Source organism: Aeromonas sp. MTB, from assembly GCF_056632455.1.
Genome location: NZ_CP147026.1, coordinates 3,127,825 through 3,150,178 on the forward strand (window position 1 = coordinate 3,127,825; position 22,354 = coordinate 3,150,178).

The 22,354-nt window shown below is 44.0% G+C and carries 16 protein-coding genes; all 16 read right to left on the bottom strand.

Features of this window, described 5'->3' with window-relative positions; genetic code table 11:
* Positions 1-23: 23 nt before the first annotated feature.
* Complete coding sequence (gene wecA, locus WBR25_RS14290) at positions 24-1,166, bottom strand: UDP-N-acetylglucosamine--undecaprenyl-phosphate N-acetylglucosaminephosphotransferase (protein ID WP_479748365.1); 1,143 nt, start codon at positions 1,164-1,166, stop codon at positions 24-26.
* A 401-nt stretch (positions 1,167-1,567) separates the two neighbouring features.
* On the bottom strand, positions 1,568-3,553 hold the full coding sequence (locus WBR25_RS14295) for a polysaccharide biosynthesis protein (protein WP_479748366.1): 1,986 nt from the start codon (positions 3,551-3,553) through the stop codon (positions 1,568-1,570).
* Complete coding sequence (locus WBR25_RS14300) at positions 3,550-4,575, bottom strand: MraY family glycosyltransferase (protein ID WP_201942240.1); 1,026 nt, start codon at positions 4,573-4,575, stop codon at positions 3,550-3,552. The genes WBR25_RS14295 and WBR25_RS14300 overlap by 4 nt, the downstream gene beginning before the upstream one ends.
* Positions 4,575-5,531 (bottom strand): UDP-glucose 4-epimerase family protein, encoded by a 957-nt coding sequence (locus WBR25_RS14305; protein ID WP_479748368.1) that lies wholly within the window; start codon positions 5,529-5,531, stop codon positions 4,575-4,577. The genes WBR25_RS14300 and WBR25_RS14305 overlap by 1 nt, the downstream gene beginning before the upstream one ends.
* The gene (locus tag WBR25_RS14310) at positions 5,531-6,298 is read right to left on the bottom strand and encodes a glycosyltransferase (RefSeq protein WP_479748370.1); all 768 of its coding nucleotides are present in this window, start codon (positions 6,296-6,298) and stop codon (positions 5,531-5,533) included. The genes WBR25_RS14305 and WBR25_RS14310 overlap by 1 nt, the downstream gene beginning before the upstream one ends.
* Positions 6,299-6,330: 32 nt before the next feature.
* On the bottom strand, positions 6,331-7,416 hold the full coding sequence (locus WBR25_RS14315) for a glycosyltransferase family protein (RefSeq protein WP_479748371.1): 1,086 nt from the start codon (positions 7,414-7,416) through the stop codon (positions 6,331-6,333).
* Positions 7,413-8,522 carry a non-hydrolyzing UDP-N-acetylglucosamine 2-epimerase gene (gene wecB, locus WBR25_RS14320; RefSeq protein ID WP_479748373.1) on the bottom strand — a complete coding sequence of 370 codons (1,110 nt, stop codon included), beginning with the start codon at positions 8,520-8,522 and terminating at the stop codon, positions 7,413-7,415. Before wecB ends, WBR25_RS14315 begins: the two co-directional genes overlap by 4 nt.
* 16 nt (positions 8,523-8,538) lie before the next feature.
* Positions 8,539-9,606, bottom strand: a complete 1,068-nt coding sequence (locus tag WBR25_RS14325) for a glycosyltransferase (protein WP_479748375.1) — start codon at positions 9,604-9,606, stop codon at positions 8,539-8,541.
* A 215-nt stretch (positions 9,607-9,821) separates the two neighbouring features.
* Positions 9,822-13,580 (bottom strand): glycosyltransferase, encoded by a 3,759-nt coding sequence (locus tag WBR25_RS14330; RefSeq protein ID WP_479748377.1) that lies wholly within the window; start codon positions 13,578-13,580, stop codon positions 9,822-9,824.
* A 128-nt stretch (positions 13,581-13,708) separates the two neighbouring features.
* Complete coding sequence (locus tag WBR25_RS14335) at positions 13,709-16,171, bottom strand: class I SAM-dependent methyltransferase (protein WP_479748379.1); 2,463 nt, start codon at positions 16,169-16,171, stop codon at positions 13,709-13,711.
* Entirely contained in the window at positions 16,168-17,568 is a 1,401-nt protein-coding gene (locus tag WBR25_RS14340) for an ABC transporter ATP-binding protein (protein WP_479748381.1), read from the bottom strand. The genes WBR25_RS14335 and WBR25_RS14340 overlap by 4 nt, the downstream gene beginning before the upstream one ends.
* Entirely contained in the window at positions 17,558-18,385 is an 828-nt protein-coding gene (locus tag WBR25_RS14345; protein ID WP_225159847.1) for an ABC transporter permease, read from the bottom strand. Before WBR25_RS14345 ends, WBR25_RS14340 begins: the two co-directional genes overlap by 11 nt.
* 43 nt (positions 18,386-18,428) lie before the next feature.
* The gene (gene rfbC, locus WBR25_RS14350) at positions 18,429-18,977 is read right to left on the bottom strand and encodes a dTDP-4-dehydrorhamnose 3,5-epimerase (RefSeq protein WP_479748382.1); all 549 of its coding nucleotides are present in this window, start codon (positions 18,975-18,977) and stop codon (positions 18,429-18,431) included.
* Positions 18,978-19,040: 63 nt separating this feature from the next.
* Positions 19,041-19,919: a glucose-1-phosphate thymidylyltransferase RfbA gene (gene rfbA / locus WBR25_RS14355; protein ID WP_429102321.1), complete on the bottom strand. Its 879-nt coding sequence runs from the start codon at positions 19,917-19,919 to the stop codon at positions 19,041-19,043.
* 113 nt (positions 19,920-20,032) lie between these two features.
* A complete protein-coding gene (gene rfbD, locus WBR25_RS14360; RefSeq protein WP_479748384.1) occupies positions 20,033-20,920 on the bottom strand; it encodes a dTDP-4-dehydrorhamnose reductase in 888 nt (295 codons plus the stop codon).
* Positions 20,920-22,026: a dTDP-glucose 4,6-dehydratase gene (gene rfbB / locus WBR25_RS14365; protein ID WP_479748386.1), complete on the bottom strand. Its 1,107-nt coding sequence runs from the start codon at positions 22,024-22,026 to the stop codon at positions 20,920-20,922. Before rfbB ends, rfbD begins: the two co-directional genes overlap by 1 nt.
* Positions 22,027-22,354: the final 328 nt, after the last annotated feature.

Here is a 22,354-nt window from a genome sequence, read left to right on the forward strand (position 1 = left end):
CGCCGCATTACTTGATCGATACATTATGTCTTGCAGACACTCTTATCTTTTAGTTTTTTTACCCACCTTCCCAACTTCCACGCATAGGCCATACAAAGCGAATAAGCCACAAATAGCAACAGATAGAGCCCCATCATCAGCCACTCTGGCAATTTGGCCTGTTCGGCCAGAATACCGAAGAACACAACACCCAGGTTGGCAACGACAATCAGCAATAGGGATTCGCGAGGGGTAAAACCGGCGTGCAGCAGAATATGATGCAGATGATTGCGATCCGGGCGCAGAGGGGATTGGCCTTTGCGAATACGGCGGATCATGATGCCCACCATATCCATCAGCGGCAGGCCGATCAACCAGAGTGCGGTGACAGGGCGAAATGCTGGTTCCAGCTCATTATGTTGTGAACCAAACAGCACCAGATAGCCGATGATAAAGCCGAGGAACATGGAACCGGCATCACCCAGGAAGATCTTTCTTTTAAAAGGAGGAATATTGAGATTGACGATCAGATAGGGGACTAGGGCAATGGTGATCACCAAACAGATATGAGTCATATCAGGCATGGTGCTGGCAAACAGAATAGATAGCCCCACGAGTGAAATACCCGCCATGCTGCCAGCCAGACCATCAATACCGTCCATCATATTATAGGCATTGATCGCCGCACAGACAGCAACAACGGCAATCAGCAAGTCAATAAATGGAATTGTGATGTTCCCGATGCCCAGCACATCACCAAACTGATGGAGGCTGATATCGGTCGACAGGCAGAGGATAAGGATCAGCAATGCTTGCAGGGTCAGTCTGATCCAGGGGGAGATATCCTTGGCATCATCGATAGCACCAATCACCATCATGCAACCGGCACAGGCCAGCATGGTGATAATCGCGCTCTGTAGTGGAAGGGTGAAGAAAACGCTGAGGTATACCCCCAGACAAACCGCAATCCCACCAATCAGGGGGATCGCACCGACATGTTGTTTACGTTGATTCGGTAAGTCAACGAGTTGTAGCTTGGCAGACAGTGGACGCAAACAGGCGATAGCCAGCGCGGTTCCAACGAATGCAACCAGACCAGACGTTTCCATTATTGTTTTATCCCTAGAAATTTCAGGTTCGCTTCTGATGGCAACCTGCTTTTTATTTGCTTGATAACTGCCTGCCATCCAATCGATAGCAAAACAGCCAATGCTCGCTCAATAAACAACCAGATTATTGAAAAATTGAATGGCTACCGCCCCTGAGTTACAGCTCCCAGTGTGCATGCAGTCTTTTTATATTGTTAAAAGAGTTAGTAAATGGCGTTGTGATTTACAATCACCAACCTCTGGCAAGAGGGGCGACAAAACCAGTCGCCACGCCAGCTATTCGCCATAACCCCTACACTGTGCACCAATATTTCACGCCAAAATGTAGGATAATTCCGAAATAGCGGGGGTGGATTGTACCTATGGTTCATCAAAATGAGTAGCCAATCTAGTCCACGACTGGCTCGATCGATTAAAAAACAAACAAATTGAGGGGGGGGCAAAAAAAAGCGCCCAATAATGGGCGCCTATATAAAAACTCAGTGATTGGCAAGCAAAAAATCTATGTTATGTGAGGGCAATTTAACAACATTATCACTTGGTGGTAGCTGCTGTTTGGCCAGCCACACCAGATCACAAATACCATCCGTCGGTTCGAAGGCTGCCGGAGCATGCATCAGGATGTCGCGCACTTGCTGTTGATCAAAACGGTGACAAGCATCATCCAGCGAGGCCAGCAAGGGGCGCAGTCGCGACCAGGGCAGCCAGCTCTCTTGTGCCACCATGATCCGGGAATGCTCGGTTCCTCTGGCATCATCACCAATCAGTAACTCTTCGTAGAGCTTTTCACCCGGCCGCAACCCCGTCACCTCAATGGCAATATCCCCATCGGGCCGCTGCTCATCACGCAGTGTCAGACCGCTGAGGCGTATCATGCGTTTGGCCAGCTCCATGATCCGTACCGGTTGCCCCATATCGAGCACAAAGACGTCGCCCCCCTCCCCCATGGCACCTGCCTGGATCACCAGCTGGGCAGCCTCAGGTATCGTCATAAAGTAACGGATGATATCGGGGTGAGTCAGGGTGATGGGCCCCCCTTTATCTATCTGCTGTCTGAATAACGGCACCACCGAGCCAGAAGATCCAAGAACATTGCCAAAACGCACCATACAAAAACGGGTGCTGTGCTTCTCGCGGGTCAAGGCTTGCAAGATCAACTCGGCCAGACGCTTGCTGGCCCCCATGGTATTGGTTGGCCGCACGGCTTTATCGGTAGAGATCAGCACGAACGTTTCAACCCCTGCCTCAATGGCCGCCTGTGCCGCATAAAGAGTGCCGAATACGTTGTTACGAACCCCTTCAATGATGTTGAACTCAACCAGCGGGACATGTTTGTAAGCAGCCGTATGGTAGACGGTCTGGATCCTGAAGCTCTGCATCACCGTCTTGAGACGATGCTGGCGCTGCACTGACCCCAGTAACGGCACCAGATCCGTCTCGATTTCTTCACGCTGACACTGCTCCCGCAGGTTCTTGTGCAGGACATAGAGGGCGTATTCGGATAGTTCGAACAGTACCAGAGTGGATGGTCGGCACCGCAAGATCTGGCGACAGAGCTCAGAACCAATAGAGCCACCGGCACCTGTCACCATGACCGCTTTGCCCTTGATATTGGCTTCCATCAAGGTGGTCACAGGCTCTACCGGATCTCTGCCCAATAGATCGTCGATGGAGACCTCATTGAGCTGATCTATGCGGGCAGAGCCATTGACCAGATCGGCCATCCCCGGGATAGAGAGCACTTCGCAAGATAGGGGCTCAAGTGCATTGATCACCTCCTGACGGCGAGCCCTGGTGCTGCTCGGCATAGCCAGCAAGATCTTCTGCACCCCATGGTGGTCAATCAGAGTTGGCAGCTGAGCACTGTGATAAACGGTACAACCCTGGATCACGCATCCCTGTTTGGCGGGATCGTCATCAATAAAGGCGACGGGATAAAACTCATTGCCTTGCAACAAGGCCATTTGCAGCTGTCGACCCGAAGAGCCCGCGCCGTAAATCAACACCTGGGTGCGAGCCAAACGGGTGGTATTAAGGAGCGCCCGGAAAAACAGCCGCACACCGCCAACCAGTAACACCAAAAAGGAGAGATAGATAACCGAGACCGTTCTCGGCAGAAAGATATCGAAGTAAAACGCAGAGAGAACAAAGAAACAGGTTGAAAGAAATGCCCCTAGCGAGATTGTCCATAGCACCCGAAAGCTGACATATCGGAGCACTGCACGATAAAGCCCCAGCCTTACAAACAGACCGATGCTGACAATGATAATTGCGCCAAGCAGTGCCCAGTGATGCGGGCTATCGATTGGCCAGTTGTGTTCAAGCCGGATCCAGTACGCTCCCCAATAGGTCATGGTGATCAGGAGCATATCAACGGTGACAGAGATGGCACGCTTGCTGGCTCGTGACAGGGAGCCCAGGCAAGTCAGTAGCCAGCTCCCACTGGGTAAAAGCTCATTTCTCATTCTGGTACTCCTGCATTCAGGTGATACGCAAGAAAAGCTAACGGCAAGTAGGCAATGACCAGACCGCTCACACCATCGAGCTGGCCCAATACAATCATGACAGCGATCGGCGCAAGCCAGAGGCTATTTATAAGAAGCACAGCCAAAGTCACGTTTCGATGGCTCTGCCAACGCCTCGCCGCATACTGAAATGCATGGGTCCGATGAGCCTGGCTCAAACGGCATTTCAGGCGAAAGCGATTCAGCAACGTCCAGGTCGCATCAACCACAAAGACTCCGAGCATGACGAGCCATGCCCACAGGAATTGAGGAGCAGAAGCAGCATCCAGCAGCATCAGGGAAGCCAGCATCAAGCCAAGAAATCCGCTGCCACCATCCCCCATAAAGATCCTGGCGGGTGGAAAATTCCAGCACAAGAAGCCAGCCGCCGAAATCCCCAGTAGCAGGATCAAACTGGCAGACGACCACTCTCCCCCAACCAGATAGTGAAATAACACCATGAACAGGCAGACGACAACGGCTTCACCTGCAGCCAAGCCATCGATGCCATCCATAAAGTTGTAGAGATTGATAAACCAGATCACCCCCAGCCAGGCCAGCAGGTAACCAAACCAGGCAAGATCCAACTGCCAACCAAAGAAGGTCAGCGCTGGCAAACCATCAACCGCAGAAACCACCAAAGCTGCCGCCATGCTCTGCACAATCAGGCGGGTTCGGGGCTTGAGAGAGATGTGGTCATCGATAAAACCAACCAAGGCAATCCCCAGCGCCGCAGCCCATATCAATGCAAAGCTACTCTGGGATATGCCAGAGGGCAGTGGGATCAGGGTGATAAACAACGGGGCTGCCAGCAGAAAGGTCGCCACGATAGCCATGCCACCGCCTCTCGGGGTAGGCACCTGATGCGAACTGCGATGATTGGGTTGGTCAAGCAAGCGGGTCTGGGCGTAGCGCCTGAGCAGGCCGGTCATGGTGATTGAAAGAAAAAGACAAAATATCGACAACAAAACAAATGCCAGCATCAAGACGACTCACTATGGATTGACGCCATCAGAGATAGAGTCTGAGAGAGCGAATAGGGTGCCGACCATTGTAATCGGCTCTGAGCCTTGCGGGTATCCATTTCCAGAGAGCCATAAATCCGTTGTAGCTTGGCATCAATCCCCAAACAGCGTCCAAGCACTCTTATTACTCCTGGTGGGAGATAAAAGAGCCGACAGCTAACGCCTTCTGCTTCTGCAATCGCCGCCAATAACTGCGACGTCGACACTGCGACAGGATCTGCGACTAAAAAGACCTGATTCACTGCAGCAGGGTGCGCCATCGCATGGGCAATGAAGTCACACAAATTAGGTAACGCCAACAGGCTACGCGCATTGGTCAAACGGGCAAAAGGGAGCGGGATCCCTTTGCGCACCCAGGTCATCATGCTGGCAAAGTTAGCCTTCACTCCTTCTCCATAGATAAGAGGAGGACGAATGATGGTTACAGCCATACCACACTCTTTCGCGAGTGCCATCAGCCCCTGTTCCGCCTCATACTTCGAGCGTCCATAGGGATCTTCTGGCGGACTTTGCACATTCTCATCAAATGGCTTGCCTGGCTCGGTCTGCTCGCCATTCACTTTGATCGAACTGATAAAGATGAAGCGCTTCACCCCCGCCTCAGCAGCCTGCCGGGCAAGAGCGAGGGTGCCCTCTGTATTCACCGCTCGAAATGCTGCCAGGGGATCTGTCGCGGTATCCGACATCACATGCACCCTGGCAGCACAGTGAACAACCACATCCACTTGTTGCAATTGGGCTATCCAGTTGGCATCGGCAGTCAGAGAGGGAGCCTGAACCTGGTACGAAGCGAGCGGGCTACTGCGTACTGCACCTTTCACATTCGCCCCCAGCGCCAGCAAGTGTTCACAGACCGCCTTGCCTACAAATCCGTTGGCACCTGTCACCAAGACTGTACTTTTGATATCTGCCATTACCACCAACGCCAACCGTGAATATTGAAGAAAGTCACCATGGAACGCCCAAACATCCAGATATGGCGCCAGCCTTTGCGGGATGCATGCCCACCGTGATGAACGACCTTCACCTGAGGGACATAAGCAATCCGGCTGATCTTTCCTGCCCGCAAACTGATGTCAAAATCTTCAAAATAGAGGAAGAAGCGAGGGTCAAACCCTCCGAGCTGCTGTAGAACATCTGTGCGAAATATCATAAAACAACCACTGACAATGGGTGGGTCCCACAGCACGTCACGATCGTTGAGCTGGTCTGCCATCTCATATTTCGCCAAGCGAGTCTGGAATAACTTCTTCACAAATGCGGGCGCAAAACCGCGCAGCAATAAATCAAATACGGTTGGATAGCGTTTGCAAAGCCGCTGTACCTCACCATCTTCCCACGTAGCGAAAGGTGTCAATAATCCACAATCCTGATGTTGCTCCATAAACTCGAGCGCATTTTTCAGTGCATCTGGAGCAACTTCAAGATCAGGATTGAGGATAAGGTGGTATTTTAAACTGCTATCATATCGCATGGATTGGTTGTGTGCGATCCCAAAGCCAGGGTTATCATCACGGCCAATATATTTTATTGAGTTAAAGCATTGGATGGATTCTATATATTCTTTAATTTCTTTTGATGGTTGACTACTATTATCAATAACAACTAGGTTAGTGGATAAATCATGATGATTAAATGAGTTCAACGCATCAAAAAACTTATCAAAAACTGTACCTAACAATATCTTATCAGGATTAAATAACACCATTGATATTAAGAGCAACGTTGAAAAACCTCATCAAACAACACAGCGAAACGATCACTCCATCTGGGCACTCTTGCTTTCATATGGTCATGCGCAAAAAATAATGTCCCGCTAGGTATAGAATAATGACAATTGCTTTTATTTATAATCTCTCTATGATGCCAAACCATTTCGCCAAAGTTAGTCGAGAGAATAGGTATTTCTGCAAGCGCATATTCGTAGTATTTTACTGGATCAACAAACCGGGTAATCTCGTTGATAACAAAAGGGATGATTGCCACATCAAATTTCGAGATTTCTGACATGACTTGACTATGAGGTATGGCACCTTTCAAAATAACATTTTTTGGCAAACATGTCGGGAGTCTGCTCTTGACAGGGCCAAATAGATGAACAGATGATGTTGGATTTAAATTGGCTAGCTCTATTACCCATTTCCAATCAAACCAACTAGCAATCGTCCCAATGTAACCAAAAACATGCCCCTGACTTTTGTCAACATCTTGCTCTTTAGTTACCCCATCAGCACAGGCATTTAAAACTAGCAACTTTTTATCATGAATAAACTTGTCATATAACTCATGGCTAGAACACATTATGATATCAACCTCTTTGATGAGATTAGCTTCCATTAGAGCCATGTGTGTTCTAGATAGGCCATGATAAAAAGATGGAAAGTCATCCATAGCATCATAACAGGAGAAGTCCCAGCCTCTTGCCTTGAGTAAGGCAAGAGAAAGGCGACATGGCTTACCTATAACAATACCAGCCTTTTCCGTTCCGACAAACTCAAGAATTGAGTTAATTAACTTATTAATACGACTACCATTGAAGAAATCAAATAATATTTCAATAGGTTCTAAAGGCATTAAAGAACCAGCCGAAACAATCTGCACATGCTCTATGTTTGCAAGACCTGATGGTTCCGGGGCATGGCGCCCCGGAAGAAGATCTCCAAAATTAGGAAATCGGCTTGGATATGGTTCAACCCATAGTAACTCATCAACTCCATACATAACTGCCATTTTCGCAAAAAAGTGTGGACGTTGATTTATACTACTCCAAGGTACAGGTGATATATATACCAGTCTCATATTTGCTTGCTATTAAAGTAATTTCTTACTATCTCTACAATGCGCTTACTAGCATTACCATCGCCATAAGGCGATGCACCAATAGCCATCTTATCGTATGCAACTTTATCGGATAGTAACTGAGATGCCTCACGAACAATATCTATTGTCTCTGTACCGATCAATCTGACAACCCCCTCTGTTACGGCTTCAGGACGCTCTGTGTCACGACGCAAAACCAGTACAGGCTTACCAAGCGCCGGAGCTTCCTCTTGAACTCCACCTGAATCAGTAAGAATAAGATATGCGGACTTCATCGCCGTCACAAATGGACCATAGTCAAATGGCGAAACTAGCTGTATACGCTCATGGCCACGCAGATAACGGTCAGTAACCTCACGGACATTCGGGTTGGGATGCACAGGGAAAAGCACATAAATATCTTCGTGCTTTTCTATTAACTCCAAAATCGCCTTACAAATATTTACTATTGGTTGACCAAAGTTCTCTCTTCGATGAGATGTTACTAATACAATTCGCTTATCTTTAGGGATCTCGATACCTAGATTAAAGTCAGTCTTGGCTGTTTCTAGGAGTGCATCAATAACTGTATTGCCAGTTACAGTAATCTGCTCTTGTGAAATTCCCTCACGAAGCAGATTTTCTCTGGAAACGGAAGTTGGAGCAAAATGCAAGCATGCCAAGTGGCCAGCTAGAACTCGATTTGCCTCTTCAGGGAAAGGAGAATATAGATCATGAGTTCTTAGCCCAGCCTCTAGATGTGCAAATGGTATCTTTTTGTAAAAGCATGCAAGAGCGGTAACAAACACTGTTGTTGTATCACCCTGAGCTATAACCATGTCGGGCTTTGCCTCATCCAGCGTTTTATCTATGCTCAACATTAGACGTGATGTCAGCTCTGGTAGCGTTTGTCCCGGAGTCATCACATTAAGGTCATAGTCCGCTTGAATATTGAATAGGGCAAACGCTTGGTCTAACAAATCGCGATGCTGAGCCGTTGCCAGAACAATAACATCAAAGTCATCAGCATTCTGTAACGCTTTAACCACGGGAGCCATCTTAATGGCCTCTGGCCGAGTGCCAACAACACACATTATTTTTTTCATATTGATTCCCAATGTATTAACTCAGAATATCTCTATCAAACTGCTCTGCGCGAACACTCCAACTATTTTTCTCAGCCAACTCTCTCAATTTACTTATATATGCAGAATCACCAATAGATTGCGATGCCAATTTGATAGCTTTAATAAAACTTAAAGCATCTGAACCAGAAAAGACTTCTTCATAAACTGTGCACTCATTCATACATTCTGTAACAACTACTGGTTTCCCCAAGGCAAAATATTCGAACAACTTCAGAGGGGACGTTGAACTAGCAATTTCACTAGGCTCGAATGGAATAAAAGAAATATCAAATAACTTAGCATATGATGGTAAGTTATTATACTCGACTGCACCACAATATATAATATTATCTTTTAAAGGAAGTTTCTCCAGTCCACCTTGATAATCCGGTCCGATAAAAATAAACCCAAAGTCTGGCATTTTGGAAGAAATCAAGTCTATTAACTCATACCATAACCAAGGTGCCATCGCGCCGAAGTAACCAACAGTTATGCTATATTTACTCCGAAATGCCACCAAATTGTCAGGCAAAACACAGTCAGTATTTATAGCTTTTCTGTAATGCTCAACGTCAACGCCATTTGGTATATATGAACATATAGAGCTATCCACATGTGTGATTGCTTCCATGTATAGTTGCTTAGCAGTAGTGATAACATAGTCTGCACAACCAGAAAAAGCTTTCTTTTTCATATCGAGCAAACGTAAAATTTCACGCTGACTACCAGAAATCAATGGATCTATGTGATCAACATAATCATATATAACATAACCACTTTTTTTTACCTTTTCTATCGTTCTTGATGATGCCATTAAGGATGTACTTAGGAAAATGTGGTATGCATGAGGAATCAATGCAACAGATTCATCATTTGATAACCATACATTAGTAGCCACATTTCGAAACCCTTTTACTCCATCGCCTGTGGTCATATAGATAACTATATGGCCAAGATTACCCAATGCAACGGATAAATGCTGTGGGCGCTGAAATAATGGTATATCCCAATCAATATTTCTTTCAAAAACAATAATTTTTTTAGTATCATCCTTTTTAGACAATACCGTCTCATTAAATAAATGCCAGCTAATGTCCACACAACTTACTTTTTTGTAATTACCTCCACCGAGAGATCTCAATTGCCGCACTACTGAGTGCGCTTCACCAACCAGTTTATTACGTAATGGAGAAGGCAACTTCCAGTATATATTTTTAGCCACCTTATATAAAAACCGAATTAAATAATTTTTCATATGCTATTTAGTAAATACACTGATTAATTCGCCCGTTTCGAAATTGATATTATTGTATCAACTAAATCCCTATATTTAGAATACGTAATATCTTTGTTCATATTACAGAATTCATCGGCAGATAATTGAGGCGTAACTGGGTTGCAATACACCCTTACCATGGCATCAGCTAGATCAGACTCATAGTCATGCCTCGTTGGAATGCTCCATATAGGACCATCATAATTTTCTATATCAACAGCCCTATCAATTATTTCAAACCCATTTTTTCCATAAAAATCACTCGCAAGACCAACATTTGGCATAATAACAGGCAAGTCGCTTTTTACAGCTTCAAGTAGAGTCAATGGTCCCCCCTCAAATATTGTTCCGCTTACAAAAGCATCACTCATAGCAAGAAACTCATCAACATTTTTTACTTGACCACAGTAGTACGCCCTATCCACAAGGTCATTAACAAGGATAAACTCTTCTATTTCCCGTAAAAGATCAGGTTCATACGCAGGGCCGATAATAACAAGTACCGAATCTGGGCACTTTGTCGCTATAGACTTAAATGCACGTAATACAGCAATATGATTTTTTTGATGATTTATAGCCCCGACATCGATGTATACAAAGGCATCTTCAGCTATACTAAATTCAGTTCTTAATTTAAGCCTAGAGATATTTCTGTCAATTTTGTCAAATGGTTCGAAATTAATTCCATTTGATATTACAATGCACTTTTCCTCAGGTACAGCTAATTTAGAAACACTATAGTTTTTAACCGCACTAGACACAGCAACAAACACTTTTGTCAATTCAGCTGCACGCTTAAATTCAGCCTTCTGAAGCGGATTAAACCACATATACAAATTATGTATGACTTGAATAAATGGAATGTTATTTTCATGGCAAATACCTACACCATTAATGGAGTAATGTGTCATGACAATTTTAGGTTTTACTACTTGAAGTAAATCGATATAAGCCTCATTACTATAAGCCATACAATGGACACTCATGCCTATATCTCGGGCTCTTTGCACCGACACACCTTGCGTCCCCAGAACCAGCAATAATACTCGATAGCCATTTTCCATTAGGAACTCATTAAGCTCCAACACTACATTCTCAAGCCCCCCAGCCTCAAAATTATCAACCTGAACAATAAGATCATATTCATGATTTATATTGACTGAGGAGCATGATGACTTACTGACATCTATAGAACTAGCTATTTTTTTTTTTCCCTTTAGGGTTCTATAGCACAAGCGAGCAAATTCCCCTCGAAAAGTATCAACTGGTAATAACTTATATATTATAGGGGTAATCTCATTTCTTAATTTATGTACAGATGACGATGACTTATTTGTAAAAAAGTCGTATATCTGATGGGAACCTACTTTACGAACGCACTTTAATTTTTCATAAACAGAAAAGTTTTCTGCTACCATGGACATTCGCAGCTGCGGGTCAGGCAGATTCCCTAACAAAAAATCTGAAAGACGAATATATTTCATTCCTAAAGATTTAAAATCACCTATATCTTCACAATCCACTATAGGTAAAATACCCATCGCAAGATACTCAACCAACTTAGTAGGACATGCAACATTATTAACAATAATATTTTCTCTCAAGATAAAGCCATAATGGCACTCGGCATATAAAGATGTCAATTCATCATGAGATTTTGATTGAATATCAATTTTGTCTTTCAACTCATGTGGCAACATGGACATAAATATATCTGGTTGAGGACAGTAGAACCTATGATGACAAATATTTATGGTTTTAGACATCGCATCGATCATCTTTGATACTTGTTGCCACTTATGCAACCCACCTGCATATACTACTACTGGTTTTCCATCTATATAAGGACGCTCATTTAACGTCGGTGGCATAGTTGGAAACATAGGAAATGAAACAATATCCGCTTTAAGACTATCTCTAAACTTTTGTGTGAGATAACTCTTCATTGCATCAGTGACAACAATAACTAGCCCTGCCTTATTTACAGCTAATTGCTCTTCTTTCTCATATAGCACGGCACTATAAAAATCACTATGCATACGAAACTCTTCGGGGACCACACCATGAACATCTAATGCCTTTTTGATAAATGGAACATACATTAATCGTCCAAATAAATTATCTCTCATTCTCAATACACTATGGAAATATATTTTTCTACAGCGTAGGACAGAGATTAAAGCTAACATTCTGACCATTAATTTTCTTTTATTGCCACCAGTAATTCTCAACACCAACACTTTGCTCTCTGGTCTATCAAACCATTTATCACGACCTTTAAGCTCATCACTTTCAACATATACACGCCAGCGATCAGTAAATAATCTATCAATAATTTGAATACGCTGAAAATATCCATCACTTTGCCTTTCCGGATAGGGATAACCCCCAAAGAAAACAATCCCGTCAAAGCGAATAATGAATGATATTGCATGTTTTATAAACCACTTAACCTTTTCAATTTTTGTTTGTGTAAATTGTGGGACTGGTGATTTTGATATGTTGCTCTCAACTAAAGATGGCTCATCTTTCTCTATATTTTTTTGATGAGCAGTTATGACACGATGCATAGCAAAATTACAATCTACACGATGATATACCGCATCTATGATAAGATCTAACTTTGATAGAAGTAACTCTTTATCCTTCTGGGTAAGGGTCTTATCGTGTAGGAATTTTGTAATGAGAAGAGTTATTTCATTCCAAATCTCTTTTATATCGCCAAATTCCTCAGCTAAAGTTATTTTAAACTGAAGTTCATTATCAGAAACTATGCTTGCAGCACGTAGCGCACCAAGAATATTATTAAACTCTTCATCAAAATAATTTAATGTCGTGGTTAGTTCATCAATATACTCTAGTATAAAATACTTAAATTCTTCAGGTGACTTAACGTTATTTAGTGCATACAAGATATCCATTTTGAAAGATACAAATGGTTTCTCTGGTCTTCGCTTCCATGTAATAGAATGTTTTTGTTCTAGATATTCCTTATTTATAGCAGCACGCCCACTGAAATATTCATATTGCAACTGCCCAAAAGATGCAGATCCCCAATGATGAATAAAAACATCACGAGCAAGATACACTGAGTAACCTAAGTTTCTAGCTCGAATCAAGTAGTCATCATCTTCAAAGCCGCCAGGAAAAAATTTCTCATCTAGACGACCGATCTCAAGAATAGCTTTCCTTGTCAGAAGAACACAAAAAAAGGTTATATCAGAGTCAACTACATGACCCTTCCATGTTTTGTATCTTTTTTCTGAGAATGAATTTATTTTATTAAATAAGGATGAATTCAATTCACCTCTAAAATTCAGACATGAATTTAGCTCAACCTTATAATCAACTGGAATACATTGCTCACCATCAGCTTTATTTGTGACACTGCTAATAATATCGACATTTTTTTCTATTAATCTGTCTAACCAATAGTCAGAAACAATGACATCACTATTAAGAAGACAGACATGAGAAATCTCATCGTTATCAATAAATAAATCTATACCAATGTTATTACCACCCGAAAAACCAAGGTTTTTTTCTTGCTGTATATGTTTCCATTCGCCACCCGTTACAGATGAATAATAATTCATCATATTTTTTATTTTATCTCTTTCAATTTCTTCTGATGCATTATCAATTAATATGACTTCATATTTTGTTTTGTTTTTAGCAAGGCGGAGGCTTTCCAGTGTAACTTGAACAGCATTTGACGCGTTATATGATACAATAACAACACCAACTTTATAATTTGCCATAAATAATTTCGCCAATATCTGGTTAGTAATATACTTTCTAAATATATATACGTTAAGATTTAAAGTTTTAACTTAGTTGCTGTTTACAACGGTACTTATTTTTGAGATGCCAGAATATTCATAATAACTTATATATCATGCTCTTTTTCCACAAGTCTATGTGCCAAGGACTGTGCTTGAGCATCCTTCTCTGCTACCTCACGTGCAAGCGCTTGTGCATGCGCGTCCTTCTCTGCTACCTCACGTGCAAGCGATTGAGCATGTGCATCCTTCTCTGCTACCTCACGTGCAAGCGCTTGAGCATGTGCATCCTTCTCTGCTACCTCACGTGCAAGCGCTTGAGCATGTGCATCCATATCAATAATTTCTTTTGCTAAAGACTGAGACCGCTCATTTAGTCTTTTTATTTCCATACCAAGTTCTTCAACCCGAGAGTTTTGAGAAAAAATAGAAATCTTTAGCAATTCAATGTTTTTATCTAAGTTATTATTAGTTTCTTTCAGCTGTGCATTTTCAATATCTTTGTTCTCGATATGACGTTTCAGGTCGTATAGTTGCCGCTCAAAGAAACCTTTACTTTCTTGATAGATTAACCCCTGTTTTGTTGTACTAGCATTATTAATTGCAGTCAGTAGATATACACATCGACTCGCCTTGTCAAACAACTGAGCCATTTCAGGGAAACCAAATGGTAAAGGCGAATCAATATCACCAATAACATTCAACCAAGATGCTGTAGAAAAGCGACGTACCTCTTGAATGGATTTTAAAAGGTATGACTTAGCTTTCTTAGGTGACTTTTCATTTAAATACAAGACAGCTAACCAATATAATGAGTCGATAATTTTAGAGCCAAGTAATGGACTATATTTCAATACATCATATTCAGTGCAAGAAGTATAAAGTTGTTTAGCCCTTGAAATATCCCCCCTTTGTCTTGCTAACTCGCCGCCAGCATAAAGTAGGGAAACGATCCAACGCAGTTGGTGTGGCGATGGCTCATTTATTCTCTGATAGTCCATTATTTTAGATACAAGATCATTATAATCCTGTTCAGAGATAAACTCATAAGACATGGCACTATATATATATCCGCATAAAGCAGCGCCATAGTCCACCGAAGATGTTGGGTCATTATCGAGCACATTTTGCTGCATTAAAGATAAACATTTGTCTGAGGTACTCCTCATTCCAATTGCGATCATGCCCTTCACAAGCCATGGATTATTATAATCTCTGGAAAAGGCAGAAACATTAAACTCATCATTTTCAGGAATCTTCCAGCAAGTTTCAGAATATGGAACATTAATACCCTCCGCTGGATTCTTCATTGCAAGCAGTAAAATCCATTCGGCTTCACTATCTAATTCCTTGTTAGGGTCAGTCTCAGTCCATTGTCTGGGAGAATGGTGACATTTCATCGCGCCCCCCGCCACTTGGGTATATCCCTTTTCCAGCATGAAATACTTGCTACACTCCCCAACCAATCGCTGCCAAGTATACACATGTAAATGATGAGGATTTGGATCCTTTCCTGTTTCATCTGCCCAATTATTTGGGGCACAAAGCATTATCCGGCCAGAAGGTTTCAGAACTCTTTTTAACGCACTTAAATATAATTCTGGTTCAGGAACATGTTCTATTGTTTCGAAGGCAGTAATGAAATCGATACTATTGTCTGATATTTTATCCAGTCTCTGTGCATCGCCAACATAGAATTCTACCTCTCCAGTCATTCCATAGTGAGCACGAGCATACGAAATACCAAAATCACTTAGATCGACCCCGATAATTTTTTTTGCTCTTGAATTATGATATAAAATATGGCTCCCATAACCTAATCCACACGCCACATCAAGAACAGTGTCTTCTGGACGAATAAGTTCAGCCGCCTTGTGGTATCTGATACAATGAGCGTCACTACGCCGACCTGTCTCGCGCAACATATCTGTATGAAGTAGGCGTTCTTCAGGAAGAACCCTTAGGTCATACTTATCCAAAGCATTTTGATTAACCTTTTCTAATAGTATAAATATCTGCCATCCATCGTTGTTTAACGATTCATAATTGTTCACATGATAATAAAGAGGATGCTTTCGGAATCCATTTTCAAAGCAGCAGTTTTCCCACCAAGCACGATTCTCAACAGTCAAATGCCAATGCCCATCGAGATTTTCTTTGGTCGCTATCTGGAGAAAAACATATCTCGATGATACTCTATATAGCTCCTGAAGAACCTTTGGTATATCAATTTTATCAAGATATTCCATGCAATCGGTAGAAATAATATAGTCAAAACTACCATCTGAAAATGGCATTGATAAGATTGACCCTTGATAAAAACGTCCAGGCCATTTCATATTAGCTCGTTCAATGACTATATCTGAAGCATCGAACCCATACGCATCAATTCCCTTTTTTAGAAGCTCACCGACAAGATTACCCTCTCCACTTCCAACGTCGAGAACCTTTCCAAAACCACAAGTTCCAGCGATTAGCTCCGGAATATTATGTCGTTCATTCTCACGGCATTCATGGCATCCAGATGAGTCATACTTACCATGATGATTTATATTCTCAGCATCTGTCATTTCCAATCCACCCAATTTGCCGCCATCTGAAGATCCGTCATGCCACCGAAAAAGTACTCATCCTGTCTAATCAACGTTTGAAAGAAAGCTGCTTCATCTTTCCAATGCAAAATCCGCTGAGCGCTGTAGTCAGGTTTATCCTCATATGACAAACAAGCTTGAATCTCATATAAGTTAGTTCCTAATACGCAGTCAAATTCAAACCAAACATAAAACTCTTCATGTGTTGTTATTTTTTTATCCCAGAAGAGCTCCCCGTGTTTCAATCCAGCTATTATCTGCATATCTTGATTAAGAGTACCCCAAGAGTATATTTTTATTCCCTCTCTGCTTCTAATTCTAACCGAAACGTTAATGTGATTTGTTTCAATATTTGAACGACTCCTCACGCATATTCTTATTTTATCCCCTGGGTAAAAAACGGCACAAGACTCATTTTTTTCGTTGAACGTTGCAACACTAACAATCTCCATTTCGCCTTCACCAAATGATAAACTCTCAGCTCGGCTAGATTGGGAGATAGCAACATCGCTATTAACGTTAGATTTTAAAGGCTCATCTTTTTTTTCTTCAACCTTAGTCGTGACCGTTTGGTTTGGCTGTGGAATTAAACTTGAAAAATAAGAAGACTCTTCTTCGTGGAGTAGCTTACGGTAAGCTAATATTACCTTTGAGGAGCTATCACACAAAACTTCTCTGCCTTGTTTCAAGAGAAGGCTGCGTTGAGTTAATGTTCTAACAGACTCTTGATCATGGGATACAAATAATAAAGTCACCCCATCTGAAAGAAGTTTTTCAATCCGCTGAAAACAGCGCTTCTGAAATAATGCATCACCTACAGCCAATGCTTCATCAATAATCAATATATCAGGGTCTATTTGTACTTGTACCGCAAACGCCAAGCGTACTAACATACCACTAGAGTATGTTTTTACCGGTCGTTCTAGATACTCACCAATATCAGCAAATGCCGCAATTCTATCGAATCGAGCATCTATTTCATCTCGACTCATGCCGAGTAGCATACCATTGAGATAAACATTATCTCGTCCAGTAAAGTCTGGATTAAATCCTGATCCCAACTCGAGAAGTGCAGCTACACGCCCCTTAGTGTACACCGAACCCTCGGTGGGATTTAGTGTTCCAGTTATCAGTTGAAGCAGCGTGCTTTTTCCACAACCATTTCTCCCTACAATACCAAATGCCTCCCCTTTCTTTACTTCAAAAGAAATATCCTGAAGAGCCCAATGTTCCTTAAAATACTGCCTACGCTCAAACCCAAGTAAGCCTTGCATTGGAGGGATTATAAATTGCTTTAAGCGCTCTCTTGGAGATGAATATATTTCATAACGTTTACTAAGCTTTTCTACTTTTATGGATATCTCATTAGATGACATCTGCGAATCCTTTTCTTGTCTTTTGGAACCATACATAACCTAACCAAGAAACACATACAGATATCATCATATAATAGCCCCACAAAACCCAGTCTATACCATTTCCCCAATACATAACACTTCTAGCTTGTTCAACCGCAAGTGTCACTGGACTCAGCCTTACTATCCCTTGAAATAATTCGGGTAGACTTTCTATAGGATAGAAGATTGGCGATAGAAACATCAATATAGATACGACCGTACCGACAACTTGGGATACATCCCGTAAGTAAACCCCTAACGATGAAAGCATCCAAGTTATACCAAGAATGATAAATAGCAATGGTAGTATAACAATAGGAAAAAGTAGTATCTCAATATGAGGAATACCAAATATTACTATATAGAAACAAATCCAGACGCAGAGGCTAACTAACAAATGGAATAATGCACTTAGCATAGTGATAACAGGTAGTATCTCTAATGGAAAAATGATTTTCTTTATAAAATTTACGTTAGATTGCATCAAAGATGGTGCACGATTTAAACATTCAGCAAAGAAATTAAAAATAATCAAACCGGAAAATAGTATTAGCGCAAACTCAGCTTTAGAGCCGCTTCCTCCTAACCATCTAGCTTTAAATACAACACTAAAAAAGAACGTATATACACACAACATCAAAACTGGATTTAAAAAGGACCATAATAGCCCCAAAAAAGAACCCTGATATCTACCAATAACATCACGTAACGTCATTTGAATAATTAGCTGTCTATTTTTCCATAGATTGCTAACTAGTGAAAAAAATCCTATTTGTTTAGAACAAAACATTTTCATTTACCACATGCACTGTTAATGTATAGAAATGATTCTATCATCTTCATTGAAAACACTCTGTACATCCAAAATTCGGATGCACCTTATCTTTGTCTGACATCGTATATGCATCAAGACATGGCCATGATATGTTAATGTCAACATCATTCCATATAATCCCTCTTTCATTTTGAGGAGAATAATAGGCTGTTGTTTTATACAAAAACTCTGCCGTCTCGCTTAACGTCAGGAATCCATGTGCAAACCCTTCCGGGATCCACAACTGCCGCTTGTTTTCACCAGATAAATGAACCCCAACCCATTGCCCGAAGGTCGGCGAGCTTTTGCGGATATCTACCGCTACATCAAATACTTCACCGGCCACACAACGCACCAGCTTGCCCTGGGCATGGGGAGGCAATTGATAGTGCAAGCCACGCAATACCCCTTTCGACGATTTGGAGTGATTATCCTGCACAAAGTTAACCGGATATCCTACCGCCTCTTCAAACAACTTGTGGTTGAAACTCTCAAAGAAAAAACCACGCTCATCACCAAATACTTTTGGCTCAAAAATAAGCACATCAGGAATCGCTGTCTTGATTACATTCATCTGTCTATCCACATTTGATTCAATTTTTATGGGGGGAGCATCTTCCCTCCCCCCCATATCACATCAGGCTTTGGCAACCATTCTTAACAAATATTGTCCATACGCATTCTTTGCCAGCGGCGTGGCAAGTTCACGGACCTGGTCGGCATTTATAAACTTCTGGCGATAGGCGATCTCTTCCGGACACGCGACTTTCAACCCCTGGCGTGTCTCGATGGTCTGAATAAAGTTGCTCGCTTCAATCAGGCTTTCATGAGTACCGGTATCAAGCCAGGCATAACCACGGCCCATCATCGCCACCGACAGATTGCCTTGCTCCAGATAGATACGGTTCACATCGGTGATTTCCAGCTCACCACGGGGCGACGGCTTCAGACTCTTGGCTATCTCCACCACGCTGTTGTCGTAGAAATAGAGGCCGGTCACCGCATAGTTGCTCTTGGGCTCCAACGGTTTCTCTTCCAGAGAAATAGCGGTTCCCTCTTTATTAAACTCCACCACCCCATAGCGTTCAGGGTCATGCACATGGTAGGCAAAGACGGTAGCACCGCTCTCTTTGATGGCCGCCGCCGCCAACTGTTTCTGCAGGTCGTGGCCGTAGAAGATGTTGTCGCCCAGCACCAGTGCACAGGGGTCTGACCCGATAAACTCTTCACCCAGAATAAAGGCTTGTGCCAACCCGTCCGGACTTGGCTGCACCTTGTATTGCAAGTTCAGACCCCACTGGCTGCCATCCCCCAGCAATTGCTCAAAACGGGGGGTATCTTGCGGCGTGCTAATGATCAAAATATCCCGAATACCGGCCAACATCAGGGTACTGAGCGGGTAGTAGATCATCGGCTTGTCATAGATAGGCAGCAACTGCTTGCTCACCGCCATGGTCACCGGATAGAGACGGGTGCCTGAGCCACCGGCCAGAATAATGCCTTTACGTTTGGTCATGATGCTTGTTTCTTATTTTTAAAGTGCAAAAGAAAAGGGTGGCTTGCGGCCACACCTTTTACGTTTTATCCCTGCCAGCCAGGGAGGCAGTCACTACATCCCTAGTCAGTAATTTACTTACCGAGGATCTCGGTCAACATCCGCTCTACACCGACCGTCCAGTCCGGCAGCACCAAATCGAAGGTGCGCTGGAATTTGCCGGTATCAAGACGGGAGTTATGGGGGCGTTTGGCCGGGGTCGGGAAAGCACTGGTCGGCACCGCATTGAGCTGCATCACCGCCAGTTCAACACCGGCTTCTCTGGCTTTGGCAAACACCAGCTGGGCGTAGTCAAACCAGGTGGTAGTACCGGAGGCAATCAGATGGTACAGCCCGGCGACCTCGGGTTTGCGCTGCGCCACGCGGATCGCATGCGCGGTACAATCGGCCAGCAATTCGGCACCGGTCGGGGCGCCGAACTGGTCATTGATGATTGACATCTCGCTACGCTCTTTGCCAAAACGCAACATGGTTTTGGCAAAGTTGGCGCCACGGGCGGCATAAACCCAGCTGGTGCGGAAGATAAGGTGACGTGAGCAGAGAACGGCGCCTTGTTCACCGGCCAGCTTGGTTTCGCCATAGACGTTGAGCGGGGCGGTCGCATCGGTTTCCCCCCAAGGGCGCTCACCGCTGCCATCGAACACATAGTCGGTGGAGTAATGCACCAACCAGGCACCCAATACTTCCGCTTCTTTGGCTATCGCCGCCACGCTGGTTGCGTTGAGCAGCTCGGCAAACTCTCGCTCGCTCTCCGCCTTGTCGACTGCGGTGTGGGCTGCGGCATTGACAATCACGTCCGGCTTGACCAGACGTACCGTGTCGGCCACCCCTGCCGGATTACTGAAATCACCGCAATAGTCAGTGGAGTCAAAATCAACCGCAGTGATGCGGCCCAGCGGCGCCAGTGCTCGTTGCAGCTCCCAGCCTACCTGGCCGTTTTTGCCAAACAGCAGAATATGCATCAGGTACGCTCCCCATCGTTCTGTTCAATCGCGGAATAGTGCTGCTCAATCCAGGATTGGTAGGCGCCGCTCTTGACGTTACTCACCCACTGCTGGTTATCCAGATACCACTGCACAGTTTTGCGAATACCGGATTCAAAGGTCTCTTGCGGTTGCCAAGCAAGCTCACTGCTCATCTTGGTCGCATCGATGGCATAGCGGCGATCGTGACCAGGACGATCCGCCACATAGGTGATTTTCTCGCGGTAAGAACCCGCTTTGGGTACCATCTCGTCAAGCAGATCACACACGGTATGCACCACGTCCAGATTCTGCTTCTCGTTGTGACCGCCGATGTTGTAGGTCTCTCCGACCACGCCCGTGGTCACTACCTTGTAGAGTGCGCGCGCGTGATCTTCTACATAAAGCCAATCTCGAATTTGGTCACCCTTGCCATAGACAGGCAGCGGCTTGCCATCCAGCGCGTTGAGGATCACCAGCGGGATCAGCTTCTCGGGGAAGTGATAAGGGCCGTAGTTGTTGGAGCAGTTGGTGACGATGGTCGGCAGGCCGTAGGTGCGACGCCAGGCGCGCACCAGATGGTCGCTGGAAGCCTTGGAGGCAGAATAGGGGCTGCTGGGTGCGTAGGGGGTGGTTTCGGTAAAGAGCGGCAATACCTCACCGGCTGCGACTTCATCCGGATGAGGCAGATCGCCATACACCTCGTCGGTGGAGATATGGTGGAAGCGGAAGGCCGTCTTGCGCCCCTCATCCAGACCGTTCCAATAGGCGCGAGCAGCTTCCAGCAACATATAGGTGCCGACGATATTGGTCTCGATAAAGTCAGCCGGCCCTGTAATGGAGCGATCAACATGGCTCTCGGCGGCCAGATGCATCACCGCATCCGGCTGGTGCAGGGCAAACACCCGATCCAGCTCGGCACGATTGCAGATATCCACCTGCTCAAACGCATAACGATCGCTTGACGATACATCGGCCAAGGATTCCAGATTACCGGCATAGGTGAGCTTATCGAGATTGATAACGGAATCTTGGGTATCACGGATGATATGGCGCACAACAGCAGAACCGATAAAGCCTGCGCCACCGGTAACGAGAATTTTCATAGATATGTTATCTCTTGCGAAGAGTTGATATGTGATAGGTGCGGACTGAAATGGAATAAAACGCTGAAAAGCTGAAACAATGTCTAAAATTCACTCAATATCCGAGATCCGAGGATCTGACATTTTAGACAAAGCAAAAATTACATTGATGATAGGTAAACATCATGGCTACCGCCCTTGGGTTACAGCCCCCAGCTTGCTGCTTTTTACCATATTGCTCACGCCTTTGGTCATCATGCCTCCAGCATCGTTATGTCTTGGCAGCGTTGATCGCAACCCTCTCTCACGGTCACGCCGCGAGTTGGCACACTGCACCAGCCCGATTTTA